At 68.8% G+C, this 17,088-nt stretch carries 16 protein-coding genes; 11 read left to right on the top strand and 5 right to left on the bottom strand.

Annotated elements, in window-relative coordinates:
• The 11 genes from hisD (at window position 1) to AAF430_07870 (ending at window position 11,598) form a co-directional block, all read left to right on the top strand.
• Window positions 1-1,374 (top strand): histidinol dehydrogenase, encoded by a 1,374-nt coding sequence (hisD, locus tag AAF430_07820; GenBank protein MEM7410123.1) that lies wholly within the window; start codon window positions 1-3, stop codon window positions 1,372-1,374.
• Window positions 1,371-1,979 carry an imidazoleglycerol-phosphate dehydratase HisB gene (gene hisB / locus AAF430_07825; GenBank protein MEM7410124.1) on the top strand — a complete coding sequence of 203 codons (609 nt, stop codon included), beginning with the start codon at window positions 1,371-1,373 and terminating at the stop codon, window positions 1,977-1,979. The genes hisD and hisB overlap by 4 nt, the downstream gene beginning before the upstream one ends.
• 56 nt (window positions 1,980-2,035) lie before the next feature.
• Window positions 2,036-3,529 carry an arylsulfatase gene (locus AAF430_07830; GenBank protein MEM7410125.1) on the top strand — a complete coding sequence of 498 codons (1,494 nt, stop codon included), beginning with the start codon at window positions 2,036-2,038 and terminating at the stop codon, window positions 3,527-3,529.
• 105 nt (window positions 3,530-3,634) lie between these two features.
• The gene (hisH, locus tag AAF430_07835; protein ID MEM7410126.1) at window positions 3,635-4,288 is read left to right on the top strand and encodes an imidazole glycerol phosphate synthase subunit HisH; all 654 of its coding nucleotides are present in this window, start codon (window positions 3,635-3,637) and stop codon (window positions 4,286-4,288) included.
• A complete protein-coding gene (locus tag AAF430_07840; GenBank protein ID MEM7410127.1) occupies window positions 4,285-4,929 on the top strand; it encodes a hypothetical protein in 645 nt (214 codons plus the stop codon). The genes hisH and AAF430_07840 overlap by 4 nt, the downstream gene beginning before the upstream one ends.
• Window positions 4,926-5,672 carry a 1-(5-phosphoribosyl)-5-[(5-phosphoribosylamino)methylideneamino]imidazole-4-carboxamide isomerase gene (gene hisA / locus AAF430_07845; protein ID MEM7410128.1) on the top strand — a complete coding sequence of 249 codons (747 nt, stop codon included), beginning with the start codon at window positions 4,926-4,928 and terminating at the stop codon, window positions 5,670-5,672. Before AAF430_07840 ends, hisA begins: the two co-directional genes overlap by 4 nt.
• Window positions 5,666-6,478: an imidazole glycerol phosphate synthase subunit HisF gene (hisF, locus tag AAF430_07850; protein ID MEM7410129.1), complete on the top strand. Its 813-nt coding sequence runs from the start codon at window positions 5,666-5,668 to the stop codon at window positions 6,476-6,478. The genes hisA and hisF overlap by 7 nt, the downstream gene beginning before the upstream one ends.
• A 272-nt stretch (window positions 6,479-6,750) precedes the next feature.
• Window positions 6,751-6,948 (top strand): 30S ribosomal protein S21, encoded by a 198-nt coding sequence (gene rpsU, locus AAF430_07855; protein ID MEM7410130.1) that lies wholly within the window; start codon window positions 6,751-6,753, stop codon window positions 6,946-6,948.
• A gap of 13 nt (window positions 6,949-6,961) precedes the next feature.
• Window positions 6,962-8,725, top strand: a complete 1,764-nt coding sequence (gene dnaG, locus AAF430_07860) for a DNA primase (GenBank protein ID MEM7410131.1) — start codon at window positions 6,962-6,964, stop codon at window positions 8,723-8,725.
• 39 nt (window positions 8,726-8,764) lie between these two features.
• Window positions 8,765-10,582 carry an RNA polymerase sigma factor RpoD gene (gene rpoD, locus AAF430_07865; protein ID MEM7410132.1) on the top strand — a complete coding sequence of 606 codons (1,818 nt, stop codon included), beginning with the start codon at window positions 8,765-8,767 and terminating at the stop codon, window positions 10,580-10,582.
• A 209-nt stretch (window positions 10,583-10,791) separates the two neighbouring features.
• Window positions 10,792-11,598, top strand: coding sequence for an amidohydrolase family protein (locus AAF430_07870; GenBank protein MEM7410133.1), 807 nt, complete (start codon window positions 10,792-10,794; stop codon window positions 11,596-11,598).
• Window positions 11,599-11,622: 24 nt separating this feature from the next.
• On the opposite strand, the gene AAF430_07875 is transcribed toward AAF430_07870, so the two are convergent.
• From AAF430_07875 to AAF430_07895, 5 genes are all read right to left on the bottom strand, one after another.
• Entirely contained in the window at window positions 11,623-14,163 is a 2,541-nt protein-coding gene (locus AAF430_07875) for a hypothetical protein (protein MEM7410134.1), read from the bottom strand.
• Window positions 14,164-14,256: 93 nt separating this feature from the next.
• Window positions 14,257-14,637, bottom strand: coding sequence for a hypothetical protein (locus tag AAF430_07880; protein MEM7410135.1), 381 nt, complete (start codon window positions 14,635-14,637; stop codon window positions 14,257-14,259).
• Window positions 14,630-15,139 (bottom strand): hypothetical protein, encoded by a 510-nt coding sequence (locus AAF430_07885; GenBank protein MEM7410136.1) that lies wholly within the window; start codon window positions 15,137-15,139, stop codon window positions 14,630-14,632. Before AAF430_07885 ends, AAF430_07880 begins: the two co-directional genes overlap by 8 nt.
• Window positions 15,139-16,479: a hypothetical protein gene (locus AAF430_07890; protein MEM7410137.1), complete on the bottom strand. Its 1,341-nt coding sequence runs from the start codon at window positions 16,477-16,479 to the stop codon at window positions 15,139-15,141. The genes AAF430_07885 and AAF430_07890 overlap by 1 nt, the downstream gene beginning before the upstream one ends.
• A 37-nt stretch (window positions 16,480-16,516) precedes the next feature.
• The gene (locus AAF430_07895; GenBank protein ID MEM7410138.1) at window positions 16,517-17,077 is read right to left on the bottom strand and encodes a hypothetical protein; all 561 of its coding nucleotides are present in this window, start codon (window positions 17,075-17,077) and stop codon (window positions 16,517-16,519) included.
• Window positions 17,078-17,088 lie beyond the last annotated feature (11 nt).

Below are 17,088 nucleotides of genomic sequence, written 5' to 3' on the forward strand. Positions count from 1 at the left end.
ATGGCAGCCCGTGAAACGAGCAAGGCCATCCCCCTCTTGCGCACGGCCGACAGCGGATTCGAACGCGCGTTCGAGAAGCTGTTGCAGCGGCGCGACATTGGTGAGGAGGACGTCGCGAAGACGGTTCGCAAGATCGTCGAGCGCGTCCGCGAGCACGGGGACGATGAAGTCTTCGCGCTGACCAAGAAGTTCGATGGCGCCGACCTCGAGGAACTCGAGGTGACGCCCGCCGAGTTCGAAGAGGCGGGTGAGCTGATCGACCCGGCCGACCGCGCTGCGCTCGGCAAGGCCGCGATGCGCGTGCGCGAGTTCCACCGCAAACGGATTCCCTCAAGCTGGGAGATTCGCGAAGAAGGCGGCGGCACGTTCGGAACGCGCGTGCGACCGCTCCACCGCGTGGGCATCTACGTGCCGGGCGGCAAGGCGGTGTATCCGTCGAGCGTGATCATGAACGCCGTACCGGCGTCGGTGGTCGAAGTGCCCGAGATCGTGATGGCGTCGCCGCCCGATGCGGACGGAAAGCTGCGACCCGAGGTGCTGATGGCCGCGAAGGTGGCCGGCGTGCACCGCGTCTTCAAGATGGGTGGCGCACAGGCCGTGGCCGCAATGGCGTTCGGGACGGACACCGTGCCGCGCGTCGACAAGATCGTGGGCCCGGGGAACATCTACGTCGCCACGGCGAAGAAGGAAGTCTTCGGCGAGGTGGGCATCGACAGCGAGGCCGGCCCGACCGAGGTGCTGGTGATCGCCGATCGCAGTGCCAACCCGGCGTGGCTCGCAGCCGACCTGATCTCCCAGGCCGAGCACGACGAACTCGCCCAGGCCATCCTGGTGACGCCGCTGAAGTCGATCGCGACCCGCGTGCAGGACCAGATCGCGAAGCAGCTGAAGACCCTGGACCGCGCAAAGATCGCGAAGAAGGCGTTGGCGACGCGCAGCGCCGTGATCCTGGCGAAGGACATGGCCCAGTGCATCGAGATCTCGGACCGCTACGCGCCCGAGCACCTGCTGATCGCCAGCGACGACGCGGACAAGATCAGCAAGGAGATCCAGAACGCCGGCGCGATCTTCCTCGGGCATTACACGCCCGTGGCGGTCGGCGACTATCTCGCGGGTCCGAACCACGTGCTGCCCACGGGCGGCTCGGCGCGCTTCTTCTCGCCCTTGGGGGTCGATGATTTCTTGAAGCGCACGAGTATCGTACGCTTCGAGCCGCCGAAGCTCCGCGAGCTGGGGCTCGACGTGGTGCGTCTCTCGGAGATGGAAGGCCTGACCGGTCACGGCAGGTCCGTGGAGATGCGCCTGCAGAAGATTCGCCGCGCGCGACGCGAGCGCGAAGCTGCGCGGGAGGCGGAGGCCGAACTCGAGCTATGAGCAAGACGACCCCCCCGTCATCGCGCCGCGCCAGCCTCCACCGGAAGACGAAAGAGACGGACATCCGCGTCTCCATCGACCTGGACGGCAGCGGCAGCTACCAGATCGAGACCGGCATTCCGTTCTTCGATCACATGCTCGAGAGCTTCGCGAAGCACGGGCTCTTCGATCTCGAGATCTCTGCCACGGGCGACATCGATGTCGACCTTCACCACACGGTGGAGGACGTGGGCATCACCCTGGGCCAGGCGATGCGCGAAGCCCTGGGCGACGCCAGCGGCATCCGCCGCTACGGCCAGCAGCTGCTGCCGATGGCCGAGGCGAAGGTCGAGGTCGCGGTCGACGTCTCGAACCGGCCCTACCTCGTCTACCAGGTTCCGCTCGACAACACGACGATCGGTCAGTTCGACGCCACTCTGGCGGAGGACTTCTTCTACGCCTTCGCCCACAACGCGGGGCTCGATCTCCACGTGGATCTCCGGTACGGGAAGAGTCCCCACCACGTCGTCGAGGCGGCGTTCAAGGGCGCGGCCCGCGCGCTGCGCGTCGCACTCGAGATCGACCCACGCGGCGTCGGCCTCCCGACCGTCAAGGGCGCGCTCTAGGAGTTCCGCAACCGATTCCGACCGCGTCGGGCTGCGGTCATCCGATGGGTGCGATCTTGCCTACCCCCCTGCGCGTTGCGGTTCGGCTCATCGGGATCCTGTGGGCCGCGTGTCTCACTGTGCCGAGCCCGGCGGCGGCGCGTCCTCACATCCTGCTGATCGTCGCCGACGATCTCGGTTGGCGCGACGTCGGTTATCACGGAAGCGAGATCGAGACACCCCACATCGATCGGATCGCGAACGAGGGCATCGAACTCGACCGCTTCTACGCGCAGCCTTCCTGCAGTCCGACGCGCGCCGCGTTGATGACGGGGAAGTCGCCGCTTCGGCTGGGGATCGACCGACCGATCTCGAAGATCGAGCGTACCGGGCTGCCGCTCGAGGAAACGCTGCTGCCCGAGGTTCTGGCGGGTCTCGGCTACCGACGCTGGCTCGTGGGGAAGTGGCATCTCGGGCATTACACCCCGGATTGGTTTCCCCAGGCGCGCGGCTTCGAGCATTTCTACGGCAGCGTCACGGGCGGCATCGGCTATTGGGATCACAACCACGGTGGCGGGCACGACTGGCAGCGCAACGGCCGCACGCTGCGCGAAGAGGGCTACACCACGCACCTGGTCGTCGAAGAGGCGGAACGTCTGCTCGACAGCGCCGATGACGAGCGCCCGATCTTCCTCTACGCGGCGTTTCACGCGCCGCATCTTCCCAACGAAGCACCACCCGCCACGATCCAACGCTACGGCGCCATCGAAGACGAGCGCCGTCGGATTCATGCGGCCATGGTTTCCGAGCTCGATGCCGGGATCGGTCGTCTGCTCGCGTCCTTCGAGCGGCGGGGCATGCTCGCGAACACTCTCGTGTTCTTCGCAAGTGACAACGGAGGCGCGACGCCGGCGGCTGTCGACGATTCGCTCCGGACTGCGATGGATGCCCTCGTGTGGGCCTTCGGTCGTCCGCTCCCCGTTGCTGGCGTCGAACTCCTGGCGGTGAACGTCCTCGACGGGGGCAGCGACAACCGGCCGCTTCCGAAGGGAAAGGGCAGTGTTTCCGAGGGCGGTGTCCGTGTTCCTGCGGCGATCTGGTGGCCGGGCCGCCTGGAGGGAGGCCGGCACGACGGATTCATGACCGTCTCCGACGTGCTTCCGACACTACTCGAAGCCATCGGCGGTGAAGACGCGTTGCCGCAGGGGCTCGACGGGCGGAGTCAGTGGAGTGCGCTGCAGGGCGCAGACGCGGGGGAACCGCCGGATTACCTGGTGTCCGGTTTGGAGGGCGTGGCCGTCTATCGGTATCCGTGGAAGCTCATCGACCCGGACGCTCCCCGGCTCTATCACCTCACCGACGACCCGCTGGAGACGCGCGACCGTGCCGCCGACGCTCCGGATCTCGTCGCGGAGCTGGTGGACGTGGCGCGCCGATGGCCCCGCGGTGCACCGCTCGACCGTTCGATCGTCGAGATCCTCTGGGATCCGGACTCGTTCGGGGGCGTCGAGGATCGGGAGCCGTGGGCCGACGTCGCGCGTGAGCGAAGTCGGCAGGCCGAGTCACCCTGAGCGCCCTCTCGGCTGCGGTTGGGCCGTCGTTCGGCTAGCGCCCCGCCGCCAGACGCGATTCACTCCACGCTTCTTGCGCACCGATCCGGTGCGGGAACTCCTCGTTTGACCTCCTCCACCTCCCCCGGTCCGCGCGTGGCCGTCGTCGACTACGGCGCCGGCAACCTGCGCAGTGTGTCTCGTGCCCTCGAGCGCTCGGGCATGACCCCCGTCGTGACCGGCGACGCGAGTGAGTTGACCCGCGCCGACGCGATCGTCCTGCCGGGCGTCGGCGCCTTCGCCGACGCGGTCGGGAAGCTCCAGGCCCAGGGCCTCGACAGCGCGGTCCGCAAGGCCATCGAGTCCGGGACGCCCTATCTGGGGCTGTGCCTCGGGCTGCAGCTGCTCTTCGAAGAGTGCGACGAGCACGGCGTGAACGCGGGGCTGGGTCTGTTGGCGGGGAGGGTCGAGCGCTTTCCGGACCCGGGCCAACCGGGCGCTCCGCCCCATGTACCCCACATCGGTTGGAACGCCGTGCAGTTCCAGGGCGACCACCCGGTCACCCAGCGACTGGGCGCCGGCGACACCTACTATTTCGTGCACTCGTATCGCGCGGTACCGAAGGACGAGGCGATCCTCGCCGGCACCGTCGACTACGGGGCGCCCTTCGCGGCGGCCGTGGCACGCGACAACGTGTTCGCCGTGCAGTTCCATCCCGAGAAGAGTCAGTCGGCCGGACGCCGACTGCTCGACGCCTTCGCCGCCTGGATCGCGTCGTGAAGTGGTTCGCCGTCGGGCTCGCGTGCTTCGCGCTGGGCTGTGCCGGCCCGATCGTCGAGGACCACGTCATCGAGGTCGCGCCCGACGCATTCGCCCGGATCGCCGTCGCGCCCTTCCTCGTCGATCCGGAGCTGCATGGCCCGCTGGACACCGATCTGGAGGTCGCGGCCGGCCAGCGCAAAGTGGCCGAGGAGCAGGCCGCGCTCATGACGCGGTTCGTGAGCGAAGCGTTCGCCGCCGAAGGCTTCGAGATGGTGCCCGCGTCGGACCTCATGCAGTTGCTGGCGGCGCGCGCCGAGATCATCAACCGCGAAGATCCGAGGGTCTTCGCCGAAGTGGCGGCCCGCGAGTTCGGCGCCACGTCGCTCTTGTGGGGACGACTCACGCGCTACCGAGAACGTGACGGCGGCGAGTTCGGCGCGAAGGGCCCGGCGAGCGTCGCGTTCGCCCTCGAGCTCTACGCCACGCCCGATCTGCGCAAGCTCTGGACGGCGCGCTTCGATCACACCCAGCGCGCCCTCAGCGCCGACGTCTTCACGGCACGCAACTACCCGGGCGCGGGTTCGCGCTGGCTGAGCGCGGCCGAGCTCGCCCAGTGGGGCGCGCGCAACGCGGCGCAGAACGCCTGGGAGATGCAGTGAGCGGCTTCGAAGTGATTCCCGCGATCGACCTGCTCGGGGGCGAGTGCGTTCGGCTCGCCCAGGGGCGCTACGACGCGGCGACCGTCTACGAGGCCGACCCGGCGCGCGCGGCCGCGCGGTTCGCAGAGCAGCGCATCCGGCGGCTCCACGTCGTCGACCTCGACGGTGCGCGCGACGGCAAGCCGACCAACCGGGCCGCGATTGCCGCGATCGTGGGTGCGGTCGGCGACATCCCCGTGCAGCTCGGCGGCGGGTTGCGCAATCTCGAGAGTGTGGTCGCCGCGCTCGACACGGGTGTGCAGCGCGTCGTCCTCGGCACCGCAGCTCTGCGTGATCCCGACCTCGTGCGCGAGGCCGCGAAGCGTTTCCCCGGTCAGATCGTGGTAGGCCTCGACGCGAAGGACGGCCGCGTGTCCGTCGAGGGCTGGCTCGAGACCGGCGAGGCGCTCGTGGCCGACGTGGCGCGACGCTTCGAGGACGCCGGGGTGGCGGCCATCGTCCATACCGACATCGCTCGCGACGGGATGCTCACCGGCCCCAACCTCGAGGCCACGGCGGCATTGGCGGACGCCATCGAGATCCCGGTGATCGTGAGTGGCGGCGTGTCGAGCGTGGAAGACCTGGAAGCAGCGGCGCGGGAGAGCGCGCGCGGCATCGCGGGCGCGATCGTCGGCCGTGCGCTCTACACCGGCGACGTCGATCTCGCGACGGCACTCGCCCGGGTGGAGGACGTCGCGTGCTGAACAAGCGCATCATTCCCTGTCTCGACGTCGACCAGGGGCGCGTGGTGAAGGGCGTCCAGTACGTCGACCACGTCGACGCCGGCGATCCGGTCGAGGTCGCCCGGCGCTACGACGCGCAGGAAGCCGACGAGATCACCTTCCTCGACATCACCGCGAGTCACGAGGAGCGGCGCATCCTACTCGACGTGGTGTCGCGCACGGCCGAGAGCGTCTTCATGCCGCTCACCGTGGGCGGTGGTGTTCGCTCGCTCGAGGACATCCGCGATCTGCTGAACGCCGGTGCCGACAAGGTCTCGATCATGACGGCCGCCGTGCAGAACCCGGATCTCGTTGGCGAGGCCGCCGTGATGATCGGAAGCGCAAATTTGGTGGTGGCCATTGACGCGCGGCGTCGAAGTGCGATCGAAGGCGACGGATCGGGCGAGGGCTGGGAGGTCTGCACCCATGGCGGTCGGCGCCCGACCGGGATCGACGCGGTCGAGTGGGCGGCGCGGATGGCGGAGGCCGGGGCCGGCGAAATCCTGCTGACCAGCATGGACAAGGACGGCACCAAGAGCGGCTACGACCTCGAGATGCTGCGGGCCGTGGCCGACCGGGTCGCGGTCCCCGTGATCGCCTCGGGCGGCGGGGGCAGCGCCGAGGACCTCGCGGCCGCCCTGGACGACGGGCCGGCGGGAGGGCACTGCCAGGCGGCCTTGGCGGCCTCGATCTTCCACTTCCACGAGACGACCGTCCCCGAGGTGAAGCGGCGCCTGGCGGACCTCGGAATCGCCGTGCGCGCCCCCTCTCCAGACGCCGTCGGTTGATCACCAAAGGCCCCTGCGCTAGTGTGCCGGGCCGCTCGAAACACCTCGGAAGTATTCGGTTTTTCGCTTCTCCGGGGGGTCGGGCAAGGTGTCCGGAACACGCTGCACCGCGTCATGGAAAGGGGTTTGGCGTGGGGCTAGCGTTCCGGTGATCTGCACTTGACTTTCCTGGGTCTGGAATCCGACACGATGCGAGGTTCGGTCACCACTCAAGCCCAGGAGGCGCGCCGCACGGCGCTGCGCCCCACCCCGATAGGAGAGCGAACGCGCTCATGCCCGTGATCAAAGTCCGCGACAACGAGCCCTTCGAGGTCGCGATGAAGCGTTTCAAGAAACAGTGCGAGAAGGCCGGCATCCTCAGCGAGCTGAAGCGTCGCGAGTACTACGACAAGCCGAGCATCCGCAAGAAGAAGAAGGCAGCCGCCGCCCGCAAGCGCGCTCTCAAGAAGATGCGCCGGATGGCCCGCTGAGCCGAGGCAAGCTGTGGGTCGTATCCCCGACGACATCATCCAGCGAGTCCGCGATCAAGCGGACATCGTGGAGCTCGTCGGGCGAACGGTTTCCCTGAAGCGTGCGGGGCGCAGCTACAAAGGGCTGTGCCCCTTCCATCACGAGAAGACGCCCTCCTTCCACGTGAATCCCGACCGGGGCAGCTACTACTGCTTCGGCTGCCAGGAGGGCGGCGACGCCTTCGCCTTCCTGATGAAGACCGAGGGCCTGCAGTTTCACGAGGCGGTTCGCAGCCTCGCGAAGGACTGCAACATCGAGGTGCCCGAGACCGGCCGGCGCGACGGCGGTCAGAGCGAGGCAATCTTCGCGGCCAACGACCTGGCCCAGGCGACCTACCGCAAGGCACTCGCCTCCGAGGACAACCCGGTCCCCGCCTATCTCACGAAGCGCGGCCTCAGTGAAGAGGACGCCACCCGCTTCGAGGTGGGCTTCGCGCCGGACCGTTGGGACACGGTGGCCCAGGCCCTGCGGCAGGGAAAAGTCGCGGCCGACATCGGCGAGAAGGCTGGCCTGCTGGCTCCGCGCCAGCGCGGCGACGGCTTCTATGACCGGTTACGGGGCCGGCTGACCTTTCCGATTCGCGACGCCCGTGGCCGCGTCATTGGCTTCGGCGGTCGCGCCCTCGGTGAGGGCCAGGAGCCGAAGTATCTGAACACGCCCGAGAGCCCGGTCTTCCGCAAGCGCGAATCCTTCTACGGACTGCCCGAAGCGCTTGCGCCGATCCGCCAGAACGATCGTGCCGTCGTGGTCGAGGGCTACTTCGATCGCATCGCGCTTGCGCGGGCGGGTGTCGAAGAGTCGCTGGCCACCTGCGGGACCGCGCTCTCCGAAGGGCATGCCCGCCACCTGCGCCGGCGCACCCGCAACGTCGTGCTCCTCTACGACGGCGACGAAGCCGGCCAGAAGGCGATGGAGCGTTCGCTCGAGGTGCTGTTGCCCGAGGGCCTGCGGGTGCGCGCCGCGCTGTTGCCGGCCGGTGCGGACCCAGATGATCTGCTGCGCGAGCAGGGTCCCGAGGCGCTGCGCGCGGTGGTCGACGAAGCCCCGGCCGCCCTCGACTTCGTGATCGAGCGCGCCGTGGGCCGCGGTTGCGCCACGCCCTGGGAGAAGGCCGATGCGGTGGCCTCGGTGGCGCCGCTGCTCGCGAAGATCCCGTCCGGGGTGGAGCGCTCCGAATTCGCCCAGCGGCTGGCCCTGTCGGTGGGCACCGAAGTGCGCCACGTCGAAGATGCCGTGCGCGCCGCCTCGCGGGGCGAAGATGCCCGCGATGCCGTCCCGGTGGCGCCCCGCATGACCGGGGCACAGGAACGCAAGCTCCGGCAACTCGCCCGCAGCTTGGTCGATCATCCGAGTCTCGCCGCTCGCGTTCCGCGCGATGAAGTGGCCGAGCTCGTGCCCGCAGGGCCCCTGCGGGAGCTGATTCGTGCGCTCGTCGAAGCCGCGGCCGAGGATCGCTCGGTCCGGGTCGAGGAGCTTGCGGAGAACCTGTCCGACAACAGTGCGCAGCTGCTGCGCCAACTCGCCGTTGCGGAGGATGTTCTGGAAGCAGACATCGCCGAACGGACGATCGACGACACTTTGATTTGGCTGCGCAAACAGCACATCAAAGAGCAGCTACATGCACTTACTTTGCGGCTACGCGATCCCAATGCGGACGTAAAGGCCATCCTCGAAGAAAAACAACGTCTCACCAAGCAACGTCTCGCGGCCACTCACCCTGTGGGGTCGGTCGCATGATCCGGTGACCACCCCACCGGTCCGAGGAGTCCCCCCGCAATGTCCACGACGGTCCCCCCCACCACGACGGACGTCACGCCCCCCCGAACGCGCAAGAAGCGTGCGGCTGCTGCGAAGAACGGCACCGATGTCGCCGGAGCCGATCGGATCAGCGCCGAGACGCGCGCATTACCGGCCGTGCAGAAGCTGGTGGAGATGGGACTTCTCCGCGGCTATCTGACCCCGGAAGAGATGGCGCGCGCGCTGCCGAACTTCGCCGAGGAGAAGCTCGCCGAAGTGCATGCGCTGGCAGGCGAGAAGGGCATCCGCATCGCGGCCGGCCGACGCCCGGCACCGCGCCGCGCCCAGGGCGCCCGCTCGGGCGACGACTCCCCGACCAACGATCCGGTACGCGTCTATCTCCGCGAGATGGGCCAGGTCTCCCTCCTCACCCGCGAGGGCGAGGTCGAGATCGCGATGCGCATCGAGGCGGGGGAGCACGATCAGGAGCGCGCCGTCCTGGGGACGCCGCTCGGCATGCGTGAAGTGCTCGCGCTGGCCGAGGAGCTCAAGAAGAACAAGGTCGAGCTGAAGACGGTGGTAGACGGGCTCGACGACGTCGAGCCGGTGCATACCCCGGAAGAGCGACGCCGCGACTTCTTCTCGAAGATCACGAAGGTCAAGCGGATCGACACCGAGATCGCCAAGAAGCAGGCGTCGATCAACAACTCGCGCACCAGTGACGACACCCGCACGCGCCTCCAGGGCGAGGTGGACGAGCTCTACGGCAAGGCCGTCGGCACCCTGCGCGAGACGCGCTTCGCGGGCGCTCGCATCCTGGAGGTCGAGGCGAAGGTCGAAGCGACCTACGCCCAGCTGCGACAGCTCGGCACCAAGGCGCGCCGGATCACGCGGCCCTTCGGGCAGAAGCCCGACGCCTTCCGCGAGCTGGCGGTGCTCTCGACGCGTCGCTCGAAGAAGGCGAAGGAAGCGCTGGCGCAGCTCCGCGGCGATGCCGAGCTCGTGGCCGAAGGTCTGCAGCGGCTCGACGCGGTGCAGGAAGAGATCGGCGCGATCGAAGGCGATCTGCGCATGTCGGGCGACGACGTGAAGCAGGCCATCATCAAGCTTCGCGAGGCGGCCGAGCGTACCCACGAAGCGAAGAGCGAGCTGGTCGAGGCGAACCTGCGCCTCGTGGTCTCGATCGCAAAGAAGTACACGAACCGCGGCCTGCAGTTCCTGGATCTCATCCAGGAGGGCAACATCGGCCTGATGAAGGCGGTGGACAAGTTCGAGTACCAGCGCGGCTACAAGTTCTCGACCTACGCCACCTGGTGGATCCGCCAGGCGATCACGCGTGCGATCGCCGATCAGGCGCGCACGATCCGGATCCCGGTCCACATGATCGAGACGATCAACAAGCTCGTGCGGGCCCAGCGCCACCTGGTGCAGGTGCTCGGTCGCGAGCCCGATGCGGAGGAGCTCTCGAGTCAGCTCGAGCTGCCGATCGAGAAGGTCCGCATGGTGCTGAAGATCGCGAAGGAGCCGATCAGCCTCGAGACGCCGGTGGGCGAAGAGGACGACAGCCACCTCGGTGACTTCATCGAGGACAAGGCGGCAGTATGTCCCCAGGAAGCGATCGTCAACTCGAACCTCGCCGAGAACACCCGCAAGGTGCTGGCGACGCTCTCGCCGCGCGAGGAGCAGGTGCTGAAGATGCGCTTCGGGATCGGCGAGCGCGCGAACCACACCCTCGAGGAAGTCGGTCAGGACTTTGAGGTGACGCGCGAGCGGATTCGACAGATCGAGGCGAAGGCGTTGCGGAAGCTGCGCCACCCGTCGCGGAGCAAGTTGCTGAAGAGCTTTACCGAGGGTTGAGTCTAGGCGCGAGCGCGTCCCATTCCCTCCGCGGAATGGCGATGGGCGAGGTCCCACAACGGGACGCTTCCTCCGCGGAATGGCTCGCTTGGGGCTCGGGCGGTTCGTCGATCCGATCGGTCGGGGGAGAGCTCCCTCTTCGAGCCAGGCTTCCTGCTGCGCTGAGTCTTCGGAAACGTCCCGCCGCGGCACCGTAGACTGGAGAACAGATGGTGATCGACGCCTGGGCCCAGCATCCGACGCTGCGCCACCAATCGGACCGGATCTTCGATTCGCTGCGCCGGTGGACGCGCACGGAGGCGCCGACCGAGCCGCTCCCGGTTTCGACGACGGTCGCCTTGATGGACGCGGCGGGCGTGGACCGCGCGCTGATCAGCGCCTGGGTGGGTCCGCGCAACGTGATGATCTCGAACGACGAGGTCGCGGGTTTCATCGCCGAAGCACCCGACCGGTTCGTCGGGGTGGGCTCGGTCGACATCTCGCGACCGATGGACGCGGTGGCCGAAGTGCGACGCTGCGTCGAAGAGCTCGGCTTCAAGGGCATTCGCGTCTTGCCCTGGCTCTGGGAGATCCCGCCGACGGACCGCCGCTTCTACCCGGTCTACGTCGCCTGCTGCGAGATGGGCGTGCCCTTCTGCACCCAGATCGGACACACCGGTCCGCTCATGACGTCGGAAGTGGGGCGACCGATCTACCTCGACCAGGTGGCCCTCGACTTCCCAGAACTCGTGATCGTGGGCGGTCACATCGGCTACCCGTGGACCGAGGAAGCGATCGCCGTCGCCACGAAGCACGAGAACTTCTACATCGACACGTCGGCGTACACCGCGCGCCGCTACCCGCCCGAGCTCGTCCGGTACCTGCGTCGCCACGGCGCGAAGAAGGTGCTCTTCGGCACCAACTACCCGATGATGACGCCCGCCCAGGCGCTGGGGGGTCTCGACGAGCTCGAGCTCGACGCAGACACCCGCGCGCTCTTCCTCGCCGGGAACGCGGAGCGCGTCTACGGGCTCTAGGACGTTCGTTCCGCGCGCGTTCCCTCAGCCTGCACGCCGGGCGGCGACGCCGCGCGCCCGCAACATGGCGAGACCGAAGAGGGTCAGCACCAGGGTCGACGGCTCGGGGACGGGCGCGCCGTTGGTGACGAACAGTTCGAGCCCGAAACCGGCACCGGGAGCGCTCCCCTCGAGTTCCAACAAGAACCGCAGGTCGAGGTTGCCGAGCACCAGGGTCCCGGCGAGGTCCAGCTCGAAGAGGCCGTCTTCGAAGAACTGCAGGGCACTGGCGGCGTCGGAGAAACTTCGGTCGAGAACGACCCCGCCCTCGAGCTCGATCGCGAAACGGAGCGCGTCGAAGGCGGCGGTGCCCACGTCCGAATCCAGGAACGCGACGGTCCAGGAATCGGCGACTGGCAGGCCGGAGAGCTGGATCTCGAGCGACACCTCACTCGTCAGCAGGATGGATTCACCCCCCGAGCCCGCGGGCGCTCGTGCCCCCAAGCCGATCAGCGCGGCGCCTTCGGGAGGGTTCGCGAGGCTGAAGAGCTCACGCGCCCGCGGGTCGCTGGCGATCGCCGCACCGACGGCGGCCCGGTCCGAGAGGGCGAGCACGCTCGCGAACACATCGGCATCGCCCATCCCCGACGGCAGGGCACCGGGGCGCAGCTGAGCCATGGCCAGGGCCTCGAGCGGGAGCGCAACATCGCCACGGGCCCGTGCCTGGAGTCCCTGGAAACGCATGCGCGTGCCCGGCAGAAGCGCGCCTTCGCCGGGCGTCGCGACGGCGTGCACGTCCACCCCGCCGGACCCGACGCCGGAGGCGAAGGCGTTGGCCGTCCCCCGCACACCGGTGAGCCCCGGCATGATCGGGTCGCGCCGACCCCCGCGTCCGCCCTGCGCGACGCTCTCCACGATCAGCCTGCCGCCAGCCGCGTTGGCCCCGGCGATTCGGGCCAATGCGTCGCCACCGTCGCCGGCGGGTCTCATGCCGATGTTCTGTCCCCCGCCTCCGTTTCCGCCGGTGACCACTTGCCGCAGGGTGAGCGTGCCCGCCGTGGAACCCGACACGCCGTCGGCTTCCCCGGCCACATCGCCACCGCGGCCGCCGAGGGCTCCCCCTTCGCCGCCGGTGATCAGGGCGCTCACGTGCACATCGCCGCCGCCACTCGAGCTTCCCGTTGCGGTCGCGGTCACGGCTCCCGGCGTACCGATCACACCATCGCTGGCCGCGAAGCCCGACGAGCCTCCACGCGCTTCGGCCACGACCTGGACGGCGGCATCGCCCGCGTTGCTGCCTTCGGCCGAGGATTCGGCCGCGCCGCCATCGCCGCTTCGCGTCCCGCCGTCGCCACCCCACGCCCGGTCGTGTACGAAGACCTCGCTGTTGCCGCGCGCGATCCCGATGGACGTGCTGATGGCGTCGCCGCCCCGCGCGGAGATGTCCGGCGACGACCCGAGGGCGCCCGAGTTTGGTGCGCTCGGATCGCCGACCCGCACCGTGTCTCCGTCGCGATTCGTCGCGGCCTGGGCAAACGCAGTCGTGGTCGGTGCGTCGCTGCGATCCGTGTCTCCGCTGCGGCTGAGCACGCGCAGCGTGACCGGGCCGGTCGAGTTCGAGGCGTCGGCGCTGGCGTTCGCGACCCCACCCATCGGGCCGTCTCCCCCGAAGGCCTCGACGGTCAGCTCGGTCGCGGCCGAGGGAAAGTCCCCCGAGAGAATGCTCGTCGCGTCGCCGCCGAGGGTGTCCGGGTTGCGCCCCTGGAAATTCCCGAGCTCGGCCTCCCCGCCGCGCGCGCGTTGGGTTCCGGTGAGTGTGCCGGCAGGGAAGAAGGTGCTCTCGGTGGTCGAGCCCCGAAGCGCGTTCTCGATCCGTGCGGATCCGGCGGCTGCGGCCTGACCGAAGCGGGGCTGTCGGAGGAAGCCCCCCGTGGCCTGCGCATCCAACTGGACGTTCCCACCCAGGGTCGAGGAGCCTTCCACGCGCAGGACGGTGGCATCGCCCGCCCCGAAATCACGCCCGGCGCCTCCCTCCGCCGACGCGGACGCAATGATGTCCCCGATGATGGAGGTCGCTGAGGCGGATGCCGTCGCTGAGCCGGGTCGACCGTCGATCGCGGGGATTCCGTTCGGGGTACCGACGCCGGGGTTGCCTGCACCGCCGGCCGACCCACCCTCGGCGATGGCGGTCGCCAACCCCCGCGCGAGTCGGGTCGCCGTCGCGACGGCACGGGCGGTCGCGTCGCCGGCGTCCCCGCCCGCGCCCGCGTTCTTGCCGCGGGGAGAGGCCGGGCGACCGTCCCGTCCCGTCAGGCCGCTGCCGCCATTTCCGGCAATCGCGATGGCCGTGTTGCTCGCCTCGGGTGCCAGGGCTTCGGCCACGACCGACTCGCCGTCGCCGCCCGGGAGGCCGTCTCCCCGGAAATCGAAACCGCCGGTGCGCCCGTTCTGGCCAAGCAGCTCGACGGTCTCGCCCGATGCGGGAAGGCCGGAGCCGCACAGCAGTCCCAGGGCGAGCAGGACGGGCCCGCGGGCGAGGGAGCAGGGACGAATCGGCCAGGGGGCGAGCCAGGAACGGGTCCGCATCAGGGGGCGCCTCGAAGGGGCCCCTTCCCTGTGCGTACTGTGCTGCGCGACGCGCCGCCGTGTCAAGGGCGGGGTGGCGCCTCGGGAGTCCGACTAGAGCGCTTCGAGTTCTTCGGTGCCCGTCGTGTATCCGAAGGTCTCGAGCACGCCCGCGTCGTCGAAGAAGAGGGTGAGACGGTTCGCCTTCACCTGTTTCTTCGTATAGATGAAGAACGTGACGCCGGTGATGACGGGCTCCTCGAGGGTGAGCGTGCTCTCGTTCCCGCGCACGAAGCGGTAGGTGAGGATCTCGCCGTTGCGCCGTCGTTGGATGCGGTCGGGCGCGCCGAAGGTCTGGAGCACCTCGCCGAGCGTGGTCGCGCCGGGCTTCAGCACCTCGCCGGGGACCGCGCGAAGCTCGTTGCCGATGTAGTCCCGCCCGATCGTGCAGGCGCAGAGGGAGAGGCAGAGAAGCGCGACGCCCCACCTACGCATCGGGTTCGGGCTCCGCGGGCGCGGCTTCGGGCTGGGCCGCTCGCGTGCTGCCGCCGCCGCTCACCTCCTGCTCCACCGGCTCGCGATCTTGCGGTCGCTGGCGCGTGATGCCGTAGTAGAGCACCACGTCGTTCTCGTCGAAGAAGATCATCAGCCGGTCGCGGTGGATGTCGACCCGCGACCAGTTGTAGAGGATGGTCATCAGGATGCGGGCTTCGCCGTCGGTGATCTCGTAGACGAGTAGATCGGAGAAGGGCAGGGCGACGAGGTCGTCAGCCGAGACTTCGCCGGCGTCGAAGAGGCGCGCGAAGATCTCGCCGTCGGTGGCGTCGGCCGGCGCCCCGAACCACTGCAGGATGTCCGCTTTCGTCGTCTCGCCGGGGACGATCTGATCGACGCGACTCTGGGGGATCTCGAAGCCAGCGGTCACGCCGACGCGAAAACAGCCCGTGCCACCGAGCAGCAGCGCGCCCAGGACCAGTCCAAGGAGGAGTCGGCGCACTAGCCCGCCTTCACCCAGGCCGCGTAGTCGCCTCCGTACCCGACATCTTCTTGACGGGCACGGGTGCGTTCTCGGATCAGGGAGAGGGCTGCGTCTTCGATGGGCGGCTGCTGCTCGATCGCCATCGCAATGTCCTCCGCGGCGGCTTTCGCATCCGCATGGAGGGCATCGGCCACCGCTTCTTCACCCGCGTGAGCATCGTCACCAATCCCGAGGAAGGCCTCGAGCACACTGCCGCTCACCTCGCGGGCGTGCTTCCGCGACGACACGATGTTGCCCTTGCCGGTCACGACGTTGCCCGCCGAGAACACGGTGGGGAAGTCGGGCAGGCGGCCCAGGTCCCAGTCCCGGAAGTCGAAGAGCTCGCCCTTCATCGGAATGCCGGGGATCTCGAGGGGGATGCTGCCGATCGAGGAGATCGTGTAGACGCCGCGTCGCTCGAAGGTCTCGTCCTGGGGCACGACGCGGCCGTTCTCGATCTTCGTCCGGCGGAAGCGCATCCCCACCAGCTGGCCGTCTTCCACGATCAGCCCATCGGGCATGCAGTTCGGCTCGAACTTGAACCGGTACTTGTCCATCGCCTTCGCCAACATCTTCTGGCGCCCGGCCCGGACCTTCTCCTGGCGCTTCTCGTCGGCGCCGTCGGGCATCTCCATCAGCGGCATGTCGGCTTCGCTGCGGCGGTAGAAGAGGGTGGCTCCCTCGAGCCCGAGCTCCTCGTACTGGAGACCGTGCTTGTCGAGGATCTTGGGGATCCCCTTGACCTCGAGCTCGACCAGATCGACCTCGATGCCGCGCTCGCGCAGCTTCTCGCGCGTCGTCTCGAGCATCAGCACCTTCACCACGTCGATCGAGGCGAGCCCGCCGCCGACGACGAGCGCGCCGTCCTTCGGGACGAAGGTGGGGCCGTCGTAGTCGGGCTCTTCCGAGTGGTTGAACCAGATGATGAAGGGGTTCTGGTAGATCAGGCCCTTGTCGACGTAGTCGTCGGCGCCGTCGAGGGGCAGGGGACGGTCGCGCCACGCACCGTTGGCGAGCACGACACCGGTGAAGCCCCATTCCTCGACGAGCTCGCGGAAGCCCACGTCCTTGCCGATCTCGGTGAGCGGGACGAAGTGGACGTTCGAGAGCCCGAGCTTCGTGCCGATCGTCGCGTACTCCTTCTCGCGGAGCGCGACGTGCCAGCGGGGCAGACCGTCTTCGATCTTGCCGTAGGGTCGGCGGTTCTGTTCGAACACGACCACTTCGATGCCGCGTTCCGCAAGGGCGCCGGCCACTTCGGCGCCCGCCACGGCGCCTCCGATGACGGCGACGCAGTGGGTCGGATGTTGTACAGCCATGGGGCCGGAAGTGTAACCCGCCGTGCTGGGGTGCGGGTCAGTCGTCAGCCGGTGCGGCGACTCCGCTGTGGGTCGTGCCGGAATCGGCCGGATCGTCTTCCCGGCGATCGGTCCAGCGCAGCGCGTCGGCGTAGTCGGCTTCCATCACCTCGACCACGTCGCCATCCTTCATGCGCACGACGTAGCCGATAGGCCGAGCCTGACTCGCGAACAGGGACTCCTGCACGACCCGCACTTCGACGAGGTAGCCCTGCCAGGCGATCGAGCCACCGGCCAGGATGCCCTTGTTCATGTAGCCGCGCTCCGGGCGACCGAACTGGAAGCTCGACTCGGCCGGGATGCCTTCGAAGCGGACCATGTGCTTCTTGATGGTCCGCGCGTAGTTCTGGGGCGGCGGCCCGTAGGCCGCATCCTCGGGTGTGGCGTACCCGTCGCGCACCCCGCGGTAGGCCGTGCCCATCGCCGAGCCCGCGGCTTTCGCGCCGCGCGCAGTGACATCCGCGGCAGCCGAGGCAGACGACTTCACCTCGTCCGCCCAGCCCTCGTTGTCCTGCTTGGGTTCCTCCAGCGACGCGCAGCCCAGGGCGAAGCACGCCACCAGGAGGAGGG

This window comes from Myxococcota bacterium (genome assembly GCA_039030075.1).
In the GTDB taxonomy this organism is placed as follows: Bacteria; Myxococcota_A; UBA9160; order UBA9160; family SMWR01; genus JAHEJV01.

Excerpts from the sequence above, each read along its gene's own strand:
- hisD (MEM7410123.1), top strand. The coding sequence starts at position 1 with ATGGCAGCCCGTGAAACGAGCAAGGCCATCCCCCTCTTGCGCACGGCC.
- hisB (MEM7410124.1), top strand. The coding sequence starts at position 1,371 with ATGAGCAAGACGACCCCCCCGTCATCGCGCCGCGCCAGCCTCCACCGG.
- rpsU (MEM7410130.1), top strand. The coding sequence starts at position 6,751 with ATGCCCGTGATCAAAGTCCGCGACAACGAGCCCTTCGAGGTCGCGATG.
- rpoD (MEM7410132.1), top strand. The coding sequence starts at position 8,765 with ATGTCCACGACGGTCCCCCCCACCACGACGGACGTCACGCCCCCCCGA.
- AAF430_07870 (MEM7410133.1), top strand. The coding sequence starts at position 10,792 with ATGGTGATCGACGCCTGGGCCCAGCATCCGACGCTGCGCCACCAATCG.
- AAF430_07875 (MEM7410134.1), bottom strand. The coding sequence starts at position 14,163 with ATGCGGACCCGTTCCTGGCTCGCCCCCTGGCCGATTCGTCCCTGCTCC.
- AAF430_07880 (MEM7410135.1), bottom strand. The coding sequence starts at position 14,637 with ATGCGTAGGTGGGGCGTCGCGCTTCTCTGCCTCTCCCTCTGCGCCTGC.
- AAF430_07890 (MEM7410137.1), bottom strand. The coding sequence starts at position 16,479 with ATGGCTGTACAACATCCGACCCACTGCGTCGCCGTCATCGGAGGCGCC.